The organism is Burkholderia guangdongensis (assembly GCF_013403875.1).
In the GTDB taxonomy this organism is placed as follows: domain Bacteria; phylum Pseudomonadota; class Gammaproteobacteria; order Burkholderiales; family Burkholderiaceae; genus Burkholderia; species Burkholderia guangdongensis.
In genome coordinates, this window is sequence record NZ_JACBNX010000024.1 from 16,521 (window position 1) to 36,311 (window position 19,791).

The 19,791-nt window shown below is 68.1% G+C and carries 19 protein-coding genes; 16 read left to right on the forward strand and 3 right to left on the reverse strand.

Annotated features, from left to right (window positions below):
- Nucleotides 1-4: 4 nt before the first annotated feature.
- On the reverse strand, nt 5-868 hold the full coding sequence (pdxY, locus tag HZI36_RS21825) for a pyridoxal kinase PdxY (protein WP_179404752.1): 864 nt from the start codon (nt 866-868) through the stop codon (nt 5-7).
- Between the two features lie 94 nt (nt 869-962).
- Complete coding sequence (locus tag HZI36_RS21830) at nt 963-1,982, reverse strand: LLM class flavin-dependent oxidoreductase (RefSeq protein ID WP_179404753.1); 1,020 nt, start codon at nt 1,980-1,982, stop codon at nt 963-965.
- A 165-nt stretch (nt 1,983-2,147) separates the two neighbouring features.
- On the opposite strand from HZI36_RS21830, the gene HZI36_RS21835 reads away from it, so the two are divergent.
- From HZI36_RS21835 to HZI36_RS21860, 6 genes are all read left to right on the forward strand, one after another.
- The gene (locus tag HZI36_RS21835; protein ID WP_179404754.1) at nt 2,148-2,405 is read left to right on the forward strand and encodes a hypothetical protein; all 258 of its coding nucleotides are present in this window, start codon (nt 2,148-2,150) and stop codon (nt 2,403-2,405) included.
- A gap of 209 nt (nt 2,406-2,614) precedes the next feature.
- Nucleotides 2,615-3,787 carry a bacteriohopanetetrol glucosamine biosynthesis glycosyltransferase HpnI gene (hpnI, locus tag HZI36_RS21840; RefSeq protein ID WP_179404755.1) on the forward strand — a complete coding sequence of 391 codons (1,173 nt, stop codon included), beginning with the start codon at nt 2,615-2,617 and terminating at the stop codon, nt 3,785-3,787.
- 176 nt (nt 3,788-3,963) lie between these two features.
- Complete coding sequence (gene hpnJ / locus HZI36_RS21845) at nt 3,964-5,385, forward strand: hopanoid biosynthesis associated radical SAM protein HpnJ (protein ID WP_179404801.1); 1,422 nt, start codon at nt 3,964-3,966, stop codon at nt 5,383-5,385.
- Between the two features lie 3 nt (nt 5,386-5,388).
- Entirely contained in the window at nt 5,389-6,276 is an 888-nt protein-coding gene (gene hpnK, locus HZI36_RS21850) for a hopanoid biosynthesis-associated protein HpnK (protein ID WP_179404756.1), read from the forward strand.
- Nucleotides 6,273-7,307 (forward strand): lysylphosphatidylglycerol synthase domain-containing protein, encoded by a 1,035-nt coding sequence (locus tag HZI36_RS21855; protein WP_179404757.1) that lies wholly within the window; start codon nt 6,273-6,275, stop codon nt 7,305-7,307. The genes hpnK and HZI36_RS21855 overlap by 4 nt, the downstream gene beginning before the upstream one ends.
- A 116-nt stretch (nt 7,308-7,423) precedes the next feature.
- Nucleotides 7,424-7,984, forward strand: coding sequence for a hypothetical protein (locus tag HZI36_RS21860; RefSeq protein ID WP_179404758.1), 561 nt, complete (start codon nt 7,424-7,426; stop codon nt 7,982-7,984).
- Between the two features lie 164 nt (nt 7,985-8,148).
- On the opposite strand, the gene HZI36_RS21865 is transcribed toward HZI36_RS21860, so the two are convergent.
- Nucleotides 8,149-8,445 carry a BrnT family toxin gene (locus HZI36_RS21865; RefSeq protein ID WP_179404759.1) on the reverse strand — a complete coding sequence of 99 codons (297 nt, stop codon included), beginning with the start codon at nt 8,443-8,445 and terminating at the stop codon, nt 8,149-8,151.
- 392 nt (nt 8,446-8,837) lie between these two features.
- On the opposite strand from HZI36_RS21865, the gene HZI36_RS21870 reads away from it, so the two are divergent.
- The 10 genes from HZI36_RS21870 to astE all read left to right on the forward strand — a co-directional run bounded on the left by HZI36_RS21870 (nt 8,838) and on the right by astE (nt 19,712).
- A complete protein-coding gene (locus HZI36_RS21870; RefSeq protein WP_179404760.1) occupies nt 8,838-9,527 on the forward strand; it encodes a histidine ABC transporter permease HisQ in 690 nt (229 codons plus the stop codon).
- Nucleotides 9,524-10,237: an ABC transporter permease gene (locus HZI36_RS21875; protein WP_179404761.1), complete on the forward strand. Its 714-nt coding sequence runs from the start codon at nt 9,524-9,526 to the stop codon at nt 10,235-10,237. Before HZI36_RS21870 ends, HZI36_RS21875 begins: the two co-directional genes overlap by 4 nt.
- Nucleotides 10,238-10,339: 102 nt before the next feature.
- Entirely contained in the window at nt 10,340-11,134 is a 795-nt protein-coding gene (locus tag HZI36_RS21880; RefSeq protein ID WP_179404762.1) for an ATP-binding cassette domain-containing protein, read from the forward strand.
- Between the two features lie 17 nt (nt 11,135-11,151).
- Nucleotides 11,152-12,192 (forward strand): helix-turn-helix domain-containing protein, encoded by a 1,041-nt coding sequence (locus HZI36_RS21885; RefSeq protein ID WP_179404763.1) that lies wholly within the window; start codon nt 11,152-11,154, stop codon nt 12,190-12,192.
- A gap of 247 nt (nt 12,193-12,439) precedes the next feature.
- Nucleotides 12,440-13,663, forward strand: a complete 1,224-nt coding sequence (locus tag HZI36_RS21890) for an aspartate aminotransferase family protein (protein WP_179404764.1) — start codon at nt 12,440-12,442, stop codon at nt 13,661-13,663.
- A gap of 29 nt (nt 13,664-13,692) precedes the next feature.
- The gene (gene aruF, locus HZI36_RS21895; protein WP_179404765.1) at nt 13,693-14,745 is read left to right on the forward strand and encodes an arginine/ornithine succinyltransferase subunit alpha; all 1,053 of its coding nucleotides are present in this window, start codon (nt 13,693-13,695) and stop codon (nt 14,743-14,745) included.
- On the forward strand, nt 14,742-15,800 hold the full coding sequence (gene astA / locus HZI36_RS21900) for an arginine N-succinyltransferase (RefSeq protein ID WP_179404766.1): 1,059 nt from the start codon (nt 14,742-14,744) through the stop codon (nt 15,798-15,800). Before aruF ends, astA begins: the two co-directional genes overlap by 4 nt.
- Nucleotides 15,801-15,808: 8 nt before the next feature.
- Entirely contained in the window at nt 15,809-17,272 is a 1,464-nt protein-coding gene (astD, locus tag HZI36_RS21905; RefSeq protein WP_179404767.1) for a succinylglutamate-semialdehyde dehydrogenase, read from the forward strand.
- A 15-nt stretch (nt 17,273-17,287) separates the two neighbouring features.
- On the forward strand, nt 17,288-18,628 hold the full coding sequence (astB, locus tag HZI36_RS21910; RefSeq protein ID WP_179404768.1) for an N-succinylarginine dihydrolase: 1,341 nt from the start codon (nt 17,288-17,290) through the stop codon (nt 18,626-18,628).
- Nucleotides 18,612-19,712, forward strand: a complete 1,101-nt coding sequence (gene astE, locus HZI36_RS21915) for a succinylglutamate desuccinylase (RefSeq protein WP_179404769.1) — start codon at nt 18,612-18,614, stop codon at nt 19,710-19,712. Before astB ends, astE begins: the two co-directional genes overlap by 17 nt.
- Nucleotides 19,713-19,791 lie beyond the last annotated feature (79 nt).

Consider the following 19,791-nt stretch of genomic DNA (forward strand, 5'->3'; position numbering starts at 1 on the left):
CGCGTTAGATCGCGTCCGACACCCACGCGCCGAACCACTCGCTCGGGTTCGCGATTTCGTCCTGCGCGGCAATGAGTTCGAGCTCGTAGCGTCGCGCGTCGTAGGTCGCCTTGACGACCGCGTGCACGGCCGCGAGCGTGTGCTCGAACGCGGCGCGCACCGAGTCGCCGCGCAGGCGCCGCGCGACGAAGATCGCGCTCGTCAGGTCACCGACGCCGACCGGATGGCGCGGGAACGCATAGAGCGGGCGCTGGCCGATCCACGCCTCGGTCTCGGTGACCGCGAGCATGTTGAAGCGATCGGCAGGGCTGTTGCGGTCGTGCAGATGCTTGACGAGGATCAGCTTCGGCCCGCGGTGGATCAGCGCGCGGCACGCTTCCACGGCATCCGCGACCGTTTCGATGCGCCGGCCCGCGAGCTTCTGCAGCTCGGTGTGGTTCGGCGCCATGCCGTCGGCGATCGCGGGCATCGTGTTGACGATGAATTCCTCGACACCCGGCTCGGGGCGCACGCCGCCCGTCTGGCCCATCGCCGGATCACAGAAATACCACGCGTTCGGATTCATCGCCTTCACGGTGCGCACGATCTCGACGGCCGCCTGCGCCTGCGGCGGCGAGCCGAGGAAGCCGGACAGGATCGCGTCGCAGCGCTTGAGCGCGCCGATCGCCGCGATGCCGTCGACGAGCTGCTCCATCTTCGCGGCGTCGATCGCGCTGCCGGCCCAGTGGCCGTACTGCATGTGATTCGACAGCTGGACCGTGTTGAGCGGCCAGACGTTGATGCCGAGGCGCTGCATCGGGAACACGGCCGCGCTGTTGCCGGCGTGGCCGTAGATGACGTGCGACTGAATGCTGAGGACGTTTTTCATGGGAGCGGCCTGCGGCGGTTCAGGGTCGCTTCACACGATACCCGAGTTCCGCGCGGCCGAGAACGCGGGTTCGCCTCCGCGTGTCGCGTTGCCGTCATCGCGCGGTGGGCTGCGCGTCGCCCGCGAGCTCGTCGCGGATCTGCGCGGCGAGCTCGAACGAGCGCAGCCGCGCCGCGTGGTCGTGGATCTGCGCGGTGACGATCAGCTCGTCGGCGCCCGTGCGCGCGATCCGCTCGCGAAGCTGCTCGCGCACCGTGTCGCGCGAGCCGACCGCCGCGAACGACAGCGCGTGCGCGACGTTCGCGAGTTCGAACTCGCTTGCGTCGAACGCGTCGAGCGTGTCGATGGGCGGCGGCAGCTTGCCCGGCATGCCGCGGCGCAGGTTGATGAACTGCTGCTGCAGCGACGTGAACAGGCGCCGCGCTTCGTCGTCGGTGTCGGCCGCAAACACGTTGACGCCGACCATCGCGTACGGCTTCGGCCACGCGGCCGACGGCCGGTATTGCGCGCGGTACAGCTCGAGCGCGCGCAGCAGGTAGTCGGGCGCGAAGTGCGACGCGAACGCGAACGGCAGACCGAGCATCGCCGCGAGCTGCGCGCTGAACAGGCTCGAGCCGAGCAGCCAGACCGGCACGTCGAGCCCCGCGCCCGGCACCGCGCGCACGCGCTGGCCCGGCGCGGGCTCCGCGAAGTAGCGGAGCAACTCGGCGACGTCGTCGGGGAACGCGTCCGCGCTGCCGAGCAGATCGCGGCGCAGCGCGCGCGACGTCGTCTGGTCGGTGCCGGGCGCGCGGCCGAGGCCGAGATCGATCCGGCCCGGGTACAGCGACGCGAGCGTGCCGAACTGCTCGGCGATCACGAGCGGCGCGTGGTTCGGCAGCATGATGCCGCCGGAGCCGACGCGGATCGTTTTCGTGCTGCCCGCGACGTGGCCGATCACGACGGCCGTCGCCGCGCTCGCGATGCCCGGCATGTTGTGGTGCTCGGCGAGCCAGTAGCGCCGGTAGCCCCAGCGCTCCGCGTGCTGCGCGAGGTCGACGGTGTTGCGAAATGCCTGCGCGGCGTCGGCGCCGGCGGGAATCGGGGCAAGATCGAGAACGGAAAATGGCGTCATGTCGAGGGACCTTCGAAAGGGGCCGCGCGATGATGCGCGGACGCAACAGATGCGAGCGATTGTGCCAAAGGGTTCCGGATCCCGCTGGCGGCGCGCGGATACCCCTGAAGCCGGCAGGGGCGACCGCGCGGCAGACGATCCGATCCGGCGATTGTTTTGGAAACGATGGCAATCGTCTTCAAATTACGAATTTTTACGGCGATTGGATTCGAATCCCCACGGTGGTGCGACGACGCGCGAAAAAGCCGCGCCGACGGGCCCTTCGAATGCCATTCAGCAGGCTTGCGTTTGGGTGTCGATGCCCGCCGGGAAACGCGCGCGGAGAATCGGGTGGTCCGGTTTTGCAAGGATCTGTTTCAACGGCTCACCGAGCGCGCGATGAAACACGCTGTTAAAATCCACGGCTTACCCAAGTTGCGCTGACGGTTTTCGTTCAATCTTTCCGCGCGTCGCGAACAGGCGGCGCGGGGATCGCTCCGGGAGCGGGGCATTGCCCGGTTCGGGCATCAGCGCCCCCGTTCAGACGCTGCCGGAACAAGGAGTCGGGTCGTGCCCGCGTTCGTCTCAGTCGGATCATCCATCCATTGCCCACTCGATCGCCGCTTCGGCCGAACTGCCGGAGGACGGCGCGCATGACGCCAAGCGTATCGTTCACCGAATGGCTGCTGATTGCGTTCACGCTCGTTGCCGCCGGCTACGCGCTCGTCGCGGCGTGCGCGCCGCGTCCGCGCACGCCGCGCACGGCCGCGCGTGATGGCTTCGACCCGGTCAGCGTGCTGAAGCCGCTGTGCGGGATCGAGCCGCATCTGTACGAGAATCTCGCGTCGTTCTGCGAGCAGCGCCACCCGCGCTATGAGCTGCTGTTCGGCGTCGCGTCGGCGCACGATCCGGCCGTCGCGGTCGTCGAGCGGCTGAAGGCCGCGTATCCCGAATGCGACATCACGCTCGTGATCGACGCGCGCGTGTACGGCAAGAACCTGAAGGTCAGCAACCTGATCAACCTCGCCGGGCGCGCGAAGTACGGCCGCATCGTGATCGCCGACAGCGATATCGCGGTCGCGCCCGATTATCTGGTGCGCGTCACCGCGCCGCTCGCGGACCGCGATGTCGGCGTCGTCACGTGCCTGTATCATGCGCGTAGCGTCGGCGGGTTCTGGACGCGGATCGGCGCGCAGTTCGTCGACGCGTGGTTCGCGCCGTCGGTGCGGATCGCGCATCTCGGCGGCTCGAGCCGCTTCGGCTTCGGCGCGACGCTCGCGCTCACGCGCGACACGCTCGAGCGGATCGGCGGGCTCATCGCGCTGAAGGACGAGCTCGCCGACGATTTCTGGCTCGCCGAGCTGCCGCGCCGGCTCGGCCGGCGCACGGTGCTGTCCGAGGTCGAGGTCGCGACCGACGTGATCGAGTCGTCGTTCGGCCCGCTGTGGCACCGCGAGACGCGCTGGCTGCGCACGATCCGCTCGCTGAACCCGGGCGGCTTCGCGTTCTTGTTCATCACGTTCACCGCGCCGTGGCTCGCGGTCGGCGCGGCGCTCGCGCTGTATCTGCCCGGCACGTTCGCCGGCACGCTCGCGGGCGCGGGCGCGGTGATCGGCGCGATCGCGCGGCTCGTGCTGCACGCGCGCGGCGAGGACGGCTGGCGCGCGTTCTGGCGCGACCTGCCGCTCGTCGCGGTGCGCGACACGCTGCTCGCGCTCGAATGGCTCGCCGCCGCGTTCGGCACGCAGGTCGTGTGGCGCGGCGCGCGGATGACGGTCGTCGGCGGCGAACGCGCGGCGGCCGTGGAGATCGGCGATAGCCGTTGAGCGGCGAACGCGAAGGCGGCACGAATATGGCGCAAATGCGCGGCACGAATGCGGCACTGATGCGCGGCACTTATGCGGCACGACAGACGAACCGAGAGGCGGGCAGCGGCCCGCGATTTTTGACTCACTGAATTCTTGAACGAGCTCGAACCATGCAGGCACCCGCAACGACTTACCTGAAAACGCTGTTCTTGCAGGCCCCTTCGTACGACGGCTTCGACGGCGGCGCCGGCTCGCGTTATCAGGCGAAACGCGAAATCCGTTCCTTCTGGTATCCGACCTGGCTCGCGCAGCCGGCCGCGCTGGTGCCGGGCAGCCGCGTCGTCGACGCGCCGGCCGACGGCCTGTCGGTCGACGAGACGCTCGCGATCGCGAAGGATTTCGACCTCGTGGTCATCCACACGAGCACGCCGTCGTTCCCGACCGACGCGATGTTCGCGAACGACCTGAAGAAGATGAAGCCGTCGATGCTCGTCGGCATGGTCGGCGCGAAGGTCGCGGTCGATCCGCACAACTCGCTGACGGCCACCGACGCGATCGACTTCGTGTGCCGCGAGGAATTCGACTACACGTGCCGCGACGTCGCCGAAGGCAAGCCGTTCGCGGACATCGCAGGCCTCAGCTATCGCGCGAAGGACGGCTCGATCGAGCACAACGGCCCGCGTCCGATGATCGAGAACATGGACGAGCTGCCGTTCGTCGCGCCCGTCTACAAGCGCGACCTGAAGATCGACAACTACTTCATCGGCTACCTGAACTATCCGTACGTGTCGATCTACACGGGCCGCGGCTGCCGCTCGAAGTGCACGTTCTGCCTGTGGCCGCAGACGGTCGGCGGCCACCGCTACCGCGTGCGCTCGGTCGAGAACGTGCTCGCGGAAGTGAAGTGGATCCGCGACAACATGCCGGAAGTGAAGGAGATCATGTTCGACGACGACACGTTCACCGACTTCAAGCCGCGCGTCGAGGAGATCGCGCGCGGGCTCGGCAAGCTCGGCGTCACGTGGTCGTGCAACGCGAAGGCGAACGTCCCGTATTCGACGCTGAAGATCATGAAGGAGAACGGGCTGCGCCTGCTGCTCGTCGGCTACGAGTCGGGCGACGACCAGATCCTGCTGAACATCAAGAAGGGCCTGCGCACCGATATCGCGCGCCGCTTCAGCGACGATTGCAAGAAGCTCGGGATCAAGGTCCACGGCACGTTCATCCTCGGCCTGCCGGGCGAGACGCAGGACACGATCAAGAAGACGATCGAGTACGCGAAGGAAATCAATCCGCACACGATCCAGGTGTCGCTCGCCGCGCCTTATCCGGGCACGCGCCTGTACGACCAGGCGGTCGAGAACGGCTGGATGGAAGAGAACAAGACGATCAACCTCGTCAGCAAGGAAGGCGTGCAGCTCGCCGCGATCGGCTATCCGCACCTGCCGAAGGAAGAGATCTATCACCATCTCGAGCACTTCTACCGCGAGTTCTACTTCCGGCCGTCGAAGATCTGGGAGATCGTCCGCGAGATGCTGACGAGCTGGGACATGATGAAGCGCCGTCTGCGCGAGGGCGTCGAGTTCTTCCGCTTCCTGCGCGCGCACGAGGCGTAATTCGTGGCGGGGCAGCGAGCGGCGCGGGCGGTGATCTTCACCGCCGACGACTTCGGGCTGCATCCGCGCGTGAACGCGGCGGTCGAGCGCGCGCATCGCGACGGCGTGCTGAATGCCGCGAGCCTGATGGTCGGCGCGCCGGCCGCGCAGGACGCGGTCGAGCGCGCGCGGCGGCTGCCGTCGCTCGCGGTCGGCCTGCATCTCGTGCTCGCCGACGGGCCCGCGACGCTGCCCGCGCATGAGATTCCCGCGCTCGTCGGGCCGGACGGCCGCTTCGGCGACGCGATGGCGAAGGACGGCTGTCGCTTCTTTTTCCTGCCGCACGTGCGCGCACAACTGCGCCGCGAGATCCGCGCGCAGTTCGACGCGTTCGCGTCGACCGGGCTGCCGCTCGATCACGTGAATGCGCACAAGCATTTCCATCTGCATCCGACCGTGCTGTCGCTGATCGTCGAGATCGGGCGCGACTACGGCCTGCGCGCGGTGCGGCTGCCGTACGAGCGCTCGGCGAGCGCGTGGCTCAAGCCGTGGATCGCGCTCGTGCGCGCGCGGCTCGATCGCGCGGGGCTCGCGCACAACGACTACGTGGTCGGGATCGAACATACCGGCGCGATGGACGAGGCGGTGCTGCTCGCCGCGCTCGCCGATCTGCCGGACGGCGTCGGCGAGATCTACTGCCATCCGGCCGAGGCGGGCGACGGCCCGATCACGCCGAGCATGCGCGACTATCGCCCGGTCGACGAGATGCGCGCGCTGCTGTCGCCGCGCGTCGCCGCGGCCGTGAAGGCGTCGGGCGCCGCGAGCGGTGGCTTCGCCGACGTGTTCGGCCTGAGCGCCGCGGGCTCGCGCACCGCGTGCGCGGCGCACGAGCCGGGAGCGCAGCCGTCGTGAGCAAGTGGATCAAATGGCTCGGCTGGCCGATCGGGATCGCGATCCTGATCGTGCTCGGGCTGCGCGACGGCGTCGGCGACGTCGTCCACATGCTCGGGCGCGCGGGCTGCGCGCTGCTGTGGCTCGTGCCGTTCCACGCGCTGCCGCTGCTGCTCGACGCGCACGCGTGGCGCCTGCTGCTCGCGCGTCGCGCGTCGCTGCCGTTCCTGTGGTGGATCGCGACCGTGCGCGAGGCGGTGAACCGGCTGCTGCCGGTCGTCGGCGTCGGCGGCGAGATCGTCGGCATCCGGCTCGCGCGCTGGCGCGTGCCCGATGCGAGCGCGGTTACCGCGTCGGTGATCGTCGAGGTGCTCGTTACGATCGTCGTCCAGTATGCGTTCGCGTCGCTCGGCCTCGTGCTGGTGATCGCGATGACGCACGACGTCGGCGCGAAGACGATCGGCCTCGCGATGCTGCTGTCGATCCCGTTGCCGCTGCTCGCGATCGTGCTCGTGCGGCGCGGCGGAATCTTTCATGCGATCGAGCGTTTCGCGGGCCGGCTGCTCGGCGATTCGCATACGCTGCTGCAGGGCGTCGACGGCAAGCGGCTCGACGCGGACATCGACGCGCTGATGTCGCGCGCGGGCCTGCTGTTTCGCGCGTTCTTCTGGCAGTTCCTCGGCTATGCGAGCGGCGCGCTCGAGAACTACTGGGCGCTGAAGCTGCTCGGCCATCCGGTGTCGATCGGCGGCGCGCTCGCGATCGAGGCAATGACGCAGGCCGTGCGCCACGCGGCGTTCATGGTGCCGGGCGGGCTCGGTGTGCAGGAGGCGACCGTCGTGCTGCTCGCGCAGACCTTCGGCGTCGATCGCGAGGCCGCGCTGTCGCTCGCGCTCGTGAAGCGCGGCCGCGAGGTCGTGTTCGGCTGCCTCGCGCTCGGCTCGTGGCAGCTCGCGGAGCTCGTGCGCACGCGCAGCCGGATTCGCGCGCACGCGGCGCCGCAGGCCGCTCACGATGCCGAGGCCGGGCGCGAGACCGAGCGGCTGCACTGAGCGGCTGCACCGGCCGAACGACTGCACCGAACGACTGCACCGAGCGGTGCGCGTCGTCTCGCGCTTTTTTCGGAGCGCGGGTATGCTTGCCGCGTGTTTCCGACCGTCTTCCTCATATGATTCTTCGTCCCCGGCTGTTCACCGTCGCATTGCTGGCCGCCACGCTGGCGCTGGCCGGATGCGACGACCAGCAAAGCGAGCGCGCCGTGCTGCACCGTCTCAGGGAGTTCTTCACCGCGATCAAGCCGGCACAGTTGCTGCTGAAGGGGCTGAAGCCCGGCGAGTCGACCGAGGCCGACGTCCGCCACCAGATGGGCACGCCGGAGACCGAGCGCGTGTTCACCGACGGCTCGAAGCGCTTCGAGTATCCGCGCGGGCCGATGGGCAACCAGACGTGGTTCGTCGATATCGACGGCAATGGACGCTACGCCGGCGCGACCCAGGTGCTGATCGCCGCGAATTTCGCGAAGGTGCGCCCGGGCATGACCGAGGACGAGGTGCGCCGCCTGCTCGGCAAGCCGGGGCAGGTCGCGCGCTATCCGCTGAAGCCGGAGACCGTGTGGAGCTGGCGCTGGCTCGAGGACGGCGTGAACCAGGACGCGTTCTTCAACGTGCATTTCGGCCCGGACGGGCTCGTGTATACGACGTCGCGCTCGGATCTCCAGAGAGGGCATTGACTGCCTTCGGGCGGACGAACATCGGGCGCCCGTACGTTTTCTCGATCCATTCGGGAAATGGCACCATCCGGGCCATCTCCTCATCGGTCAGCTCGTGAGTGTCCGGGTCGGCGGCGATACCGCGCGCGATGGCCTCTTCTTCTTCCGGGGTGTTGCGGACGAACTTAACGGGCTTGCTCATAGTCTTGAACCTCTCGGTTATTGGCCTTACGCAGGCTGATGATGCGAAATGTGCGTTCGCGGGGCACGACGATCGCTACGTGAATACGAGTACGGATCGGCACGCGGCAGGTCAGGCGCACTTCGCCGTATTCACGGCGCGTGTCGGGCTTCACGTGCGCGGCATGCCAGTCGGCAAGTTCCGCCAGCTTTAACGAGATACCGTGCTTGAGCTGGTTCGCTGCCTCCTTGGCTGCGTCGAAGACAAACGGCGGACCGATCCAGTGTGGTGACGAAAACATAGGCGGGCAAGAATCTTCGCGGCTGCAAAATGTCGCGGTTCATGGCGCGGCGGCTGGCGCACGCACCTTTTCGTACGACGGACAACCGATTGTGCGGCGCGGGCCGACGCCCGCCCATTCGGCCGGACGGCCGACGCCGCGCTATCGCAAAAGCGACCGGAAAATTGCAAAAAGTCTGCCGACCGGCGTGTTAGGGAGGTGTCAGGCAGCCTGTTTTTTTCTTTAAAAACAGTTACGTAACCGTCCGCCGACATGGATGTGACGATGTGTTGCGATGCAGCAAATCCACCCGCGGTGATTTGAGCCAATCATTTTCGCTTGCGACTATCCGCGTCAGCCCGGCGGGGAGGGGGAGTTTCTCGCCGGCATCCATTCCAAACTTGGAGACGCGCGTGTTCCTTTACGGCTTTGGTCCCGTCATCTGGGCGGGCACCGTGCAGACGATCGAGCTGTCGGTGCTGTCGCTCGCCGCGGCGGTGGCGCTCGGGCTGATCGGCGCGGTGGCGAAGCTGTCGCATAACCGGGTGCTGCGTTCGATCGCGACCGGCTATACGACGCTGATCCGCTCGGTGCCCGATCTCGTGCTGATGCTGCTGCTGTTCTACAGCATCCAGATCTGGCTCAACGACTTCACCGACCTGATGAACTGGGATCAGATCGACATCGATCCTTTCGTCGCGGGCGTGTTGACGCTCGGCTTCATCTACGGCGCGTATTTCACCGAGACGTTCCGCGGCGCGTTCATGTCGGTGCCGCGCGGGCAGCTCGAGGCGGGGGCCGCGTACGGGATGAGCGGGCCGCGGATCTTCCTGCGGATCCTGTTCCCGCAGATGATGCGCTTCGCGCTGCCGGGCATCGGCAACAACTGGCAGGTGCTCGTGAAGGCGACCGCGCTCGTGTCGATCATCGGCCTCGCCGACGTCGTGAAGGCCGCGCAGGACGCCGGCAAGAGCACGTTCAACATGTTCTTCTTCATCCTCGTCGCCGCGCTGATCTACCTCGCGATCACGACGGTCTCCAACTTCGTGCTGATCCAGCTCGAGAAGCGCTATTCCATCGGCGTGCGCCACGCAGAACTATGATCGAGATCCTCAACCAATTCGGCCAGGCGTTCCTCTACTGGGACGGCCAGCGCCTGTCCGGCCTCGCGGTCACGCTGTGGCTGCTCGTCGCGTCGATCTCGATCGGCTTTTGCTGCTCGGTGCCGCTCGCGGTCGCGCGGGTATCGAAGAACCGCTGGCTGTCCACGCCGGTGCGGCTGTACACGTACGTGTTCCGCGGCACGCCGCTGTACGTGCAGCTGCTGCTGATCTACACCGGGATGTACAGCCTCGAGTTCGTGCGTTCGCATTCGCTGCTCGACGCGTTCTTCAAGAGCGGCTTCAACTGCACGATCCTCGCGTTCGCGCTGAACACGTGCGCGTACACGACCGAGATCTTCGCGGGCGCGATCAAGGCGACGTCGCACGGCGAGGTCGAGGCCGCCCGCGCATACGGGATGTCGACGTTCGCGATGTACCGCCGCGTGATCCTGCCGTCCGCATTGCGCCGCGCGCTGCCGCTGTACAGCAACGAGGTGATCCTGATGCTGCACGCGACGACGGTCGCGTTCACCGCGACGGTGCCGGACATCCTGAAGGTCGCGCGCGACGCGAACTCGGCGACGTACATGGCGTTCCAGTCGTTCGGGCTCGCCGCGCTGATCTATCTTGCGGTATCGTTCGCACTCGTCGCGGCGTTTCGCCGTGCCGAGCGCCACTGGCTCGCGTACCTCGCGGCCGGCCGTCATTGATTCAATTCAGCCTCCGCCGGGCCGCCCCAAGGAGGCTGAACGCCCCCTCGGGGGGCAGCGAACGAAGTGAGCGTGGGGGCACATTTCATCCAGGAGAGCCAGGTGGCAGACATCCAGCAAACGAGCCCCGCCAGCAAGCTTGCGGCGCTCGATATCCACAAGCGATTCGGCGACAACGAGGTGCTGAAGGGCGTGTCGCTGAACGCGAAGGCCGGCGACGTGATCAGCATCATCGGCTCGTCGGGGTCGGGCAAGAGCACGTTTCTGCGCTGCATCAATTTCCTCGAGCGTCCGAACGCGGGCCAGATCATCGTCGACGGCGAGGCCGTTCGCACGAAGGTCGGCAAGGCCGGTGGGCTCGAGGTCGCCGATCATAAGCAACTGCAGCGCGTGCGCACGAAGCTCGCGATGGTGTTCCAGCACTTCAATCTGTGGGCGCACATGAACGTGCTCGAGAACGTGATGGAAGCGCCGGTGCACGTGCTCGGCATTTCGAAGAAGGAAGCCGAGGATCGCGCGCGCACGTATCTCGAGAAGGTCGGCCTGGCGCCGCGCGTCGAGAAGCAGTATCCGTCGCATCTGTCGGGCGGGCAGCAGCAGCGCGTCGCGATCGCGCGCGCGCTGGCGATGCATCCGGACGTGATGCTGTTCGACGAGCCGACGTCGGCGCTCGATCCGGAGCTCGTCGGCGAAGTGCTGAAGGTGATGCAGAAACTGGCCGAGGAAGGCCGGACGATGGTCGTCGTCACGCACGAGATGGGCTTCGCGCGCAACGTGTCGAACCACGTGATGTTCCTGCACCAGGGGCGGACCGAGGAAGAGGGCAATCCGTCCGAGGTGCTCGTGCGGCCGCAGAGCGAGCGGCTCAAGCAGTTCCTGTCCGGCAGCCTGAAGTAACGCCGGGCGGGCTGCGCGTGGTTCCGGTGACACGTCCGGCAGGATCGGCCCGCACGACGCAGGTGGCGATCGTCGCGTTGCCGCCGGTGTCGATGTCGGGCGTCGGCCCGATCGTCGACGCGCTGAATCTGGCGAACGAGATCGACGGGCGGTCGCTGTACCGCTGGCAGGTGTGCTCGTGGGACGGGCGCGCGGTGCCGCTCGCGGGCGGCGCGCAATGGCACGCGGATGCCGCATTCAACGACGCGATCGCGTGCGACTGGCTGATCGTCGTCAGCGAGCGGTTCCAGCAGTTCGCCGACTACCGGCTGTTCCTCGCGAGCCTCGCGCGGGTCGGCCAGCGCACGCCGCTCGTGACGGGGATTCATCATGGCGTCTGGTGGCTCGCGATGGCGGGGCAGCTGTCGGGCTACCGGGTGAGCGTGAACTGGGAGGCGTACCAGCAGTTCGCCGAGCAGTTCGAGCGTTCGATCGTCACGCAGCAGATTTTCGAGATCGACCGCGACCGTGCGACGTGCGCGGGCGGGCAGACGACGGTCGATTTCATGCTCGCGATGATCGGCCGCGAGCACGGGCCGGAACTGGCCGAGCGGATCGCGGATGCGGTGGGCGCGGGCACGTTGCGCAGCGGCGAGGAGCGCCAGCGGATTCCGTTCGTGACGGCGCCGGGCGAGCGTCACCCGCGCCTGAACGATGCGTTGCTGCTGATGGAAGCGAACGTCGAGGACCCGCTGACGACGGACGAGATCGCGGGGCTGGTCGGCGTGTCGCGGCGGCAGCTGGAGCGGCTGTTCCGCCAGTATCTGGGCGCGATGCCGTCGAAGTATTACCTGAATCTGCGCTTGCTGAAGGCGCGCACGCAGCTGCAGCGCACGAGCAAGTCGGTGGTGCAGGTGAGCCTGGCGTGCGGCTTCTCGTCGGCCGCGCACTTTTCGAACGCATACCGCGAGCGCTTCGGCGTGACGCCGCGCGAGGATCGCCGCGCATGGCTGGAGAAGCAGCACGGCGGTGGCGGCGAGCCGCGCGGCGGCGCGCTGGTGGAAAGACCCGAGGAATGACGGCGGACGCCGTCACCGGACTGTCATCGAGGCCCGATTAACTTGACGGAGCGGTGCAGACTATCGAATTCGGCTGGAGATAGCATGAACGCGTGACTGCCGCGCGGGACAACCCCTCCAGTTTCGGCGCTGACCCGGGCATCCCCCCGGGCATCCCGATAAAACCCGTCGCAATTCCGCAAGACTGGCGATCGCTGCATCCCTAAACTTGAACCTATTACGACTGACGTACCTGAAAGGAACGACCATGACCGATCTGACCGTGACCCGCGAAACTTTCGACGAAGTGATGGTGCCGGTATTTTCTCCGGCGCCGTTCGTGCCGGACCGCGCGGAAGGCTCGCGCATCTGGGACACGGCGGGCCGTGACTACGTGGATTTCGCGTGCGGCATCGCGGTGACGTCGCTGGGCCACAACCATCCGGAACTGCTGAAGGTGCTGGACGAACAGAGCCGCAAGCTCTGGCACATCGGCAACGGCTACACGAACGAGCCGGTCCTGCGCCTCGCGAAGCGCCTCGAATCCCTGACCTTCGCGGACCGCGCATTCTTCGCGAACTCCGGCGCGGAAGCGAACGAAGCCGCGCTGAAGCTCGCGCGCCGCGTCGCGTTCGACCGCCACGGCGCGGACAAATACGAAATCATCTCGTTCGTGCAGTCGTTCCACGGCCGCACGTTCTTCACGGTGAGTGTCGGCGGCCAGCCGAAGTATTCGGACGGCTTCGGCCCGCGCCCGGAAGGCATCACGCACCTGCCGTACAACGACATCGAAGCGGCGAAGGCGGCGATCGGCCCGCAGACGTGCGCGGTGATCGTCGAGCCGGTGCAGGGCGAAGGCGGTGTGATCCCGGCGGATCCGGCCTTCCTGAAGGCGCTGCGCGAAGCGTGCGACGCGAACAACGCCGTGCTGATCTTCGACGAAGTGCAGACGGGCGTCGGCCGCACCGGCCACTTCTACGCGTACATGGACACGGGCGTGACGCCGGACATCCTGACGACCGCGAAGGCGCTCGGCAACGGCTTCCCGATCGGCGCGATGCTGACGACGAAGGAACTGGCCGCGCACTTCAAGGTCGGCGTGCACGGCACGACGTACGGCGGCAACCCGCTCGCGTCGGCGATTGCGGACAAGGTCGTCGAGCTGATCGGCGATCCGGCGGTTCTCGAAGGCGTGCGCGAGCGCAGCGTTCGCGTGAAGAACGCGCTCGCGCGCATCAACGCGCGTCACGGGATCTTCAAGGAGATCCGCGGCAAGGGCCTGCTGATCGGCGCGGAACTCGTCGCGTCGCTCGACGGCCGCGCGAAGGACTTCGTGAACGCGGCGGCCGAGCACGGCGTGATCATGCTGATCGCCGGCCCGAACGTGCTGCGCTTCGCGCCGTCGCTCGTGATTCCGTTCGACGTGCTCGACGAAGGCCTCGCGCGCTTCGAGAAGGCGGTCGAGCAGGTGCTGGCCGCGCAGGCCGCCTGAGCCCGCGCCCATCGCAGACAGGAACGACGATGCTATTTGTTCGCCCCGGCAAACTCACGGATCTCGATGCGCTCGCGCAGATGGCGCGCACCGCGCAGCCGGTCCTGCACTCGCTGCCGCACGACCGCGCGGCGCTCGAAGCGCGCGTCGCGCTCTCCGAGGATTCGTTTCGCGCGGACGTCGACTTCCCCGGCGAGGAGTTCTATCTGTTCGTGCTGGAGGACGGCGCGTCCGGCAGGCTGCTCGGCACCGCGAGCATCGTGGCGGCGGCCGGCTACTCGGAGCCGTTCTATGCGTTCCGCAACGACGCGCTGATCCATGCGTCGCGCGAGCTGCACGTGAACCGCAAGATCCACGCGCTGACGATGTCGCACGAGCTGACCGGCAAGAGCCGCCTCGCCGGCTTCTACGTCGATCCGTCGCTGCGCGGCGACGCGGCCGCGCATCTGATCTCGCGCGCGCGGATGATGTATATCGCCGCGCATCGGCGCCGGTTCACGCCGGAAGTGTTCACGCTGCTGCTCGGCGTGACGGACGACGACGGCGCATCGCCGTTCTGGGAAGCGGTGGGCCGCAAGTTCTTCGGCCGCGACTTCACGGCGATCGACATCGCGTCGGGCGGCCGCAGCCGCACGTTCATCGCCGAAGTGATGCCGAACTATCCGCTGTACGTGCCGCTGCTGCCGGAAGCCGCGCAGCGCGTGCTCGGCGAGCCGAATGCGACCGCCGAACTCGCGTACGACATTCACCTCGAAGAGGGGTTCGAGCCGGACCGCTACGTCGACATTTTCGACGCGGGCCCGGTGCTGACCGCGCAGATCGACCGCACCGCGTGCGTGAAGCAGGGTGTGGAGCGCACGGTGCACGAGAGCGCGCGCCAGCAGGGCGACGTCACGTATCTGGTGTCGAGCGGCAACGGCGAGTCGTTTCGCTGCGTGCTCGCGGATCTGCCGGGTGACGTGGCGGCCGGCGCGCCGCTTGCGGGCGACGCGCGCGCGGCGCTCGACGTGAAGGATGGCGACGTCGTGCGGTGCGTGCCGCTGCACCGGCGCGCCGAGGATTCGAAGGGAGACGCAGCATGATCGTCGTTCGGGTCGTACAAACGGGCGACGTGGATGCGCTCGTGTCGCTCGCGCAGGAAACCGGTCCGGGGATGACGTCGTTCAAGCCCGATCGCGACGCGCTCGCCGCGCGCATCGAGCGCACGCGCCGCACGATCGAAGGCCGCGCGACGCCGGCCGAAGCCGGCTACTTCTTCGTGATGGAAGACGCGAAGACGGGCGACATCGCGGGCGTGTGCGGGATCGAGACCGAGGTCGGCCTCGAGCAGCCGTTCTACAACTACCGCGTCAGCACCGTCGTGCATGCGAGCCAGGAGCTCGGCGTGTGGACGAAGATGTCGCTCTTGAACATCTCGCACGATCTGACCGGCTATGCGGAAGTGTGCTCGCTGTTCCTGAGCCCGCGTTACCGGACGGGCGGCGTCGGCGGCCTGCTGTCGCGCTCGCGCTTCATGTTCATCGCGCAGTTCCGCGAGCGCTTTCCGGAGCGCATCTGCGCGGAAATGCGCGGGTATTTCGACGAGGACGGCACGTCGCCGTTCTGGCGCGCGCTCGGTTCGCACTTCTATCAGATCGATTTCAACGCGGCCGACTACCTGACCGCGCACGGCCGCAAGTCGTTCCTCGCGGAGCTGATGCCGCGCTTTCCGGTGTACGTCGACCTGTTGCCGGAAGAGGCGCAGCGCGTCGTCGGCCTCACGCATCGCGACACGGTGCCCGCGCGGAAGATGCTCGAGGCCGAGGGGATGCGCTATCAGAACCACGTCGACATCTTCGACGCGGGCCCGTCGCTCGAATGCCACGTCGACGACTTGCGCACGGTGCGCGAGAGCGTCGTCGTGCCGGTGTCGATCGGCGTGCCGGGGCCGTTCGATGCGGCGCGCGATGATGCGTCGGGCGCCGCCATGCCGAAGTCGCTCGTGTCGAATACGTCGCTCGGCGATTTCCGCGTCGGCGTCGCGCCGGGCGTGGTCGGCAACGGCACGTTCGTGCTGTCCGCCGACGACGCGGCCGCGCTGAACGTGAAAGCGGGCGATCCGGTGCGCGTGCTGCCGCTCAAAGTCAAACAGGGATAACAGGAATCATGACGGAACTCTTCATCGACGGCGCCTGGATCGCAGGCACAGGCCCGGTTTTCGCTTCGCGCAACCCCGGCACCGACGAGATCGCCTGGCAGGGCGCGAGCGCGTCGGCGGCGGACGTCGATCGTGCGGTCGCGAGCGCGCGCCGTGCGTTCGCCGGCTGGTCCGCGCTTCATTTCGACGCGCGCGTCGCGATCGTCAAGCGCTTCGCCGAACTGCTGACCGAGCGCAAGGAAGCGATCGCGACCGCGATCGGCCGCGAGACGGGCAAGCCGCTGTGGGAAGCGCGCACCGAAGTCGCGTCGATGGCCGCGAAGGTCGGCATCTCGATCCAGGCGTATCAGGAGCGCACCGGCGAGAAACGCCAGGCGATGGCCGACGGCACCGCGGTGCTGCGCCACCGTCCGCACGGCGTCGTCGCGGTGTTCGGTCCGTACAACTTCCCGGGCCATCTGCCGAACGGCCATATCGTGCCCGCGCTGATCGCCGGCAACGCGGTCGTGTTCAAGCCGTCCGAGCTCGCGCCGGGCGTCGCGCGCGCGACCGTCGAAGTGTGGCAGGCGGCGGGGCTGCCCGAAGGCGTGCTGAACCTCGTGCAGGGCGAGAAGGACACCGGCGTCGCGCTCGCGAACCATCGGCAGATCGACGGGCTGTTCTTCACCGGCAGCTCGGACACCGGCACGCTGCTGCACCGGCAGTTCGGCGGCCGTCCGGAGATCGTGCTCGCGCTCGAGATGGGCGGCAACAACCCGCTCGTGATCGGCGAGGTCGAGGACATCGACGCGGCCGTCCATCACACGATCCAGTCGGCATTCCTGTCGGCGGGCCAGCGCTGCACGTGCGCGCGCCGGATCTTCGTGCCGAAGGGCGCGTACGGCGACCGCTTCGTCGCGCGCCTGGCCGACGTCACGTCGAAGATCACCGCCGACGTGTTCGACGCCGATCCGCAGCCGTTCATGGGCGCGGTGATCTCGGCGCGCGCGGCCGCGAAGCTCGTCGACGCGCAGGCGCGCCTCGTCGAGCAGGGCGCGAAGCCGATCATCGAGATGACGCAGCGCGATGCGCGCCTGGGCTTCGTGAACGCGTCGATCCTCGACGTGACCGACGTCGCGTCGCTGCCGGACGAGGAGCACTTCGGCCCGCTCGCGCAGATCGTCCGCTACGCGACGTTCGACGACGCGATCGCGCAGGCGAATGACACCGCGTTCGGGCTGTCGGCGGGCCTGCTCGCCGACGACGAGCGCGTATGGACGCACTTCCAGCGCACGATCCGCGCCGGCATCGTGAACTGGAACCGGCCGACGAACGGCGCGTCGTCGGCGGCGCCGTTCGGCGGCACCGGCCGCTCCGGCAACCACCGGCCGAGCGCGTATTACGCGGCCGACTACTGCGCGTACCCGATGGCGTCGGTCGAAAGCGCGCAACTGAGCATGCCCGCGAGCCTGTCGCCGGGCCTCCATTTCTGACCCAGGGGAACGACGATGAACGCAAAAGAAGCCAATTTCGATGGACTCGTCGGCCCGACGCACAACTACGCCGGGCTGTCGTTCGGCAACGTCGCGTCGCTGAACAACGAAAAGTCGGCCGCGAACCCGAAGGCCGCCGCGAAGCAGGGGCTGCGCAAGATGAAGCAGCTCGCCGATCTCGGCTTCGCGCAGGGCGTGCTGCCGCCGCAGGAACGGCCGTCGCTGCGCCTGCTGCGCGACCTCGGTTTCAGCGGCAAGGATGCGGACGTGATCGCGAAGGCCGCGAAGCAGGCGCCGGAAATGCTGGCCGCCGCGAGCTCGGCGTCCGCGATGTGGACGGCCAACGCGGCGACGGTGAGCCCGTCGGCCGACACGAGCGACGGCCGCGTTCACTTCACGCCGGCGAACCTGTGCAGCAAGCTGCATCGCGCGATCGAGCACGGCGCGACGCGCCGCACGCTCGCGACGATCTTCGCCGACGAGTCGCGCTTCGCGGTGCACGACGCGCTGCCGGGCACGCCGGCGCTCGGCGACGAAGGCGCGGCGAACCACACGCGCTTCTGCGCGGAGTACGGCAAGCCGGGCATCGAGTTCTTCGTGTACGGCCGCGCCGAATACCGGCGCGGGCCGGAGCCGAAGCGCTTCCCGGCGCGCCAGACGTTCGAGGCGAGCCGCGCGGTCGCGCATCGTCACGGGCTGCGCGAGGAAGGGGTCGTCTATGCGCAGCAGGATCCGGACGTGATCGACGCGGGCGTGTTCCACAACGACGTGATCGCGGTCGGCAACCGCGACACGCTGTTCTGCCACGAGCGCGCGTTCCTCGACAAGCAGGCGGTCTACGACACGCTGACGGCGTCGCTCGACGCGCACGGCGCGCGGATGAACGTGATCGAGGTGCCGGATGCGGCGGTCAGCGTCGCGGACGCGGTCGGCTCGTATCTGTTCAACAGCCAGCTTCTGTCGCGCGCCGACGGCTCGCAGGTGCTCGTCGTGCCGCAGGAATGCCGCGAGAACGCGAACGTCGCGCGCTACCTCGACTCGCTCGCCGCCGGCAACGGCCCGATCGACGAAGTGCTGGTGTTCGACCTGCGCGAGAGCATGAAGAACGGCGGCGGCCCGGCGTGCCTGCGCCTGCGCGTCGTGCTGAGCGACGCGGAGCGCGCGGCGGTCGGCGCGAACGTGTGGATCGACGACGCGCTGTTCGCGTCGCTCGACAACTGGATCGACAAGCACTACCGCGATCGCATCGCGCCGGAAGACCTCGCCGATCCGGCGCTGCTCGACGAGTCGCGTACCGCGCTCGACGCGCTCACGCAGATTCTGCGCGTCGGTTCGCTGTATGACTTCCAGCGCTGATTCCGCGATGCTCGGCGATTTTCTCGCGTTCACGCTGGCCGGCGATGCGCCGGCCGTGCGTGACGGCATCTGCGCGGATGGCGCGGTGCGCTGGCGGTGGCTCGGAGACGGCGTGCTCGTGCTCGAGCCCGCCGAGGCGGACGCATCGAACGCACTGGATGCACCGGATGCACGACGGGCGAGCGTGCTCGTGTCGGCTGGCGTGCACGGCGACGAGACCGCGCCGATCGAGCTGCTGTCGTTCATCGTGCGCGACATCGCGGCGGGGGCGTTGCGGCTCGCGTGCCGGCTGTGCATCGTGCTCGGCAATCCGCCGGCGATGCGCGCGGGCGACCGCTATCTCGACGACGACCTGAATCGCCTGTTCAGCGGCCGCCATGCGCAGTTCGCCGACAGCCGCGAGGCGCCGCGCGCCGCGCAGCTCGAAGCGGTCGCCGACGGGTTCTTCGACGACGCGTTCGGCGCGCGCTGGCACGTCGACATGCATACGGCGATTCGCGCGTCGGTGTTCGAGCAGTTCGCGCTGCTGCCGCACACGGGCACGCCGCCCGCGCGCGCGATGTTCGAATGGCTCGGCGACGCGCGCATCGCCGCGGTGCTGCTGCATACCGCGAAGGGCAACACGTACTCGCATTACACGGCCGAGCATTGCGGCACGCTCGCGTGCACGCTGGAGCTCGGCAAGGTCCGGCCGTTCGGCCAGAACGACCTGACGCGCTTCGCGGGCGCCGACCGCGCGGTGCGCCACCTCGTCGCCGGTGAGCCGCGCGGCGCCGGCGCCGGTGTCGATGCCGATGCCGATGTCGACGCACCCGGCGGCCATCCGCCGATGCCGCGCGTGTTCACCGTGATCGACCAGATCACCAAGCGCAGCGACGCGCTCGCGCTGCACGTCGCCGCGGACGTCGCGAACTTCACGCCGTTCGTGCGCGGCACACTGCTCGCCGAGGACGGCGACTACCGCTACATCGTGCGTCACGACGAGGAACGGATCGTGTTCCCGAACCCGAAGGTGAAGCCGGGCCTGCGTGCGGGCCTGCTCGTCGTCGACACGACGCGCGAGACGCTCGGCGCGCTCGTCTGATTGCGTATTTGCGACATCGTTTTTCAAGTTCGATCCGGCGCGCGATGCGCAGTGCAGCATCGCGGCCCGTCGGGCGCTT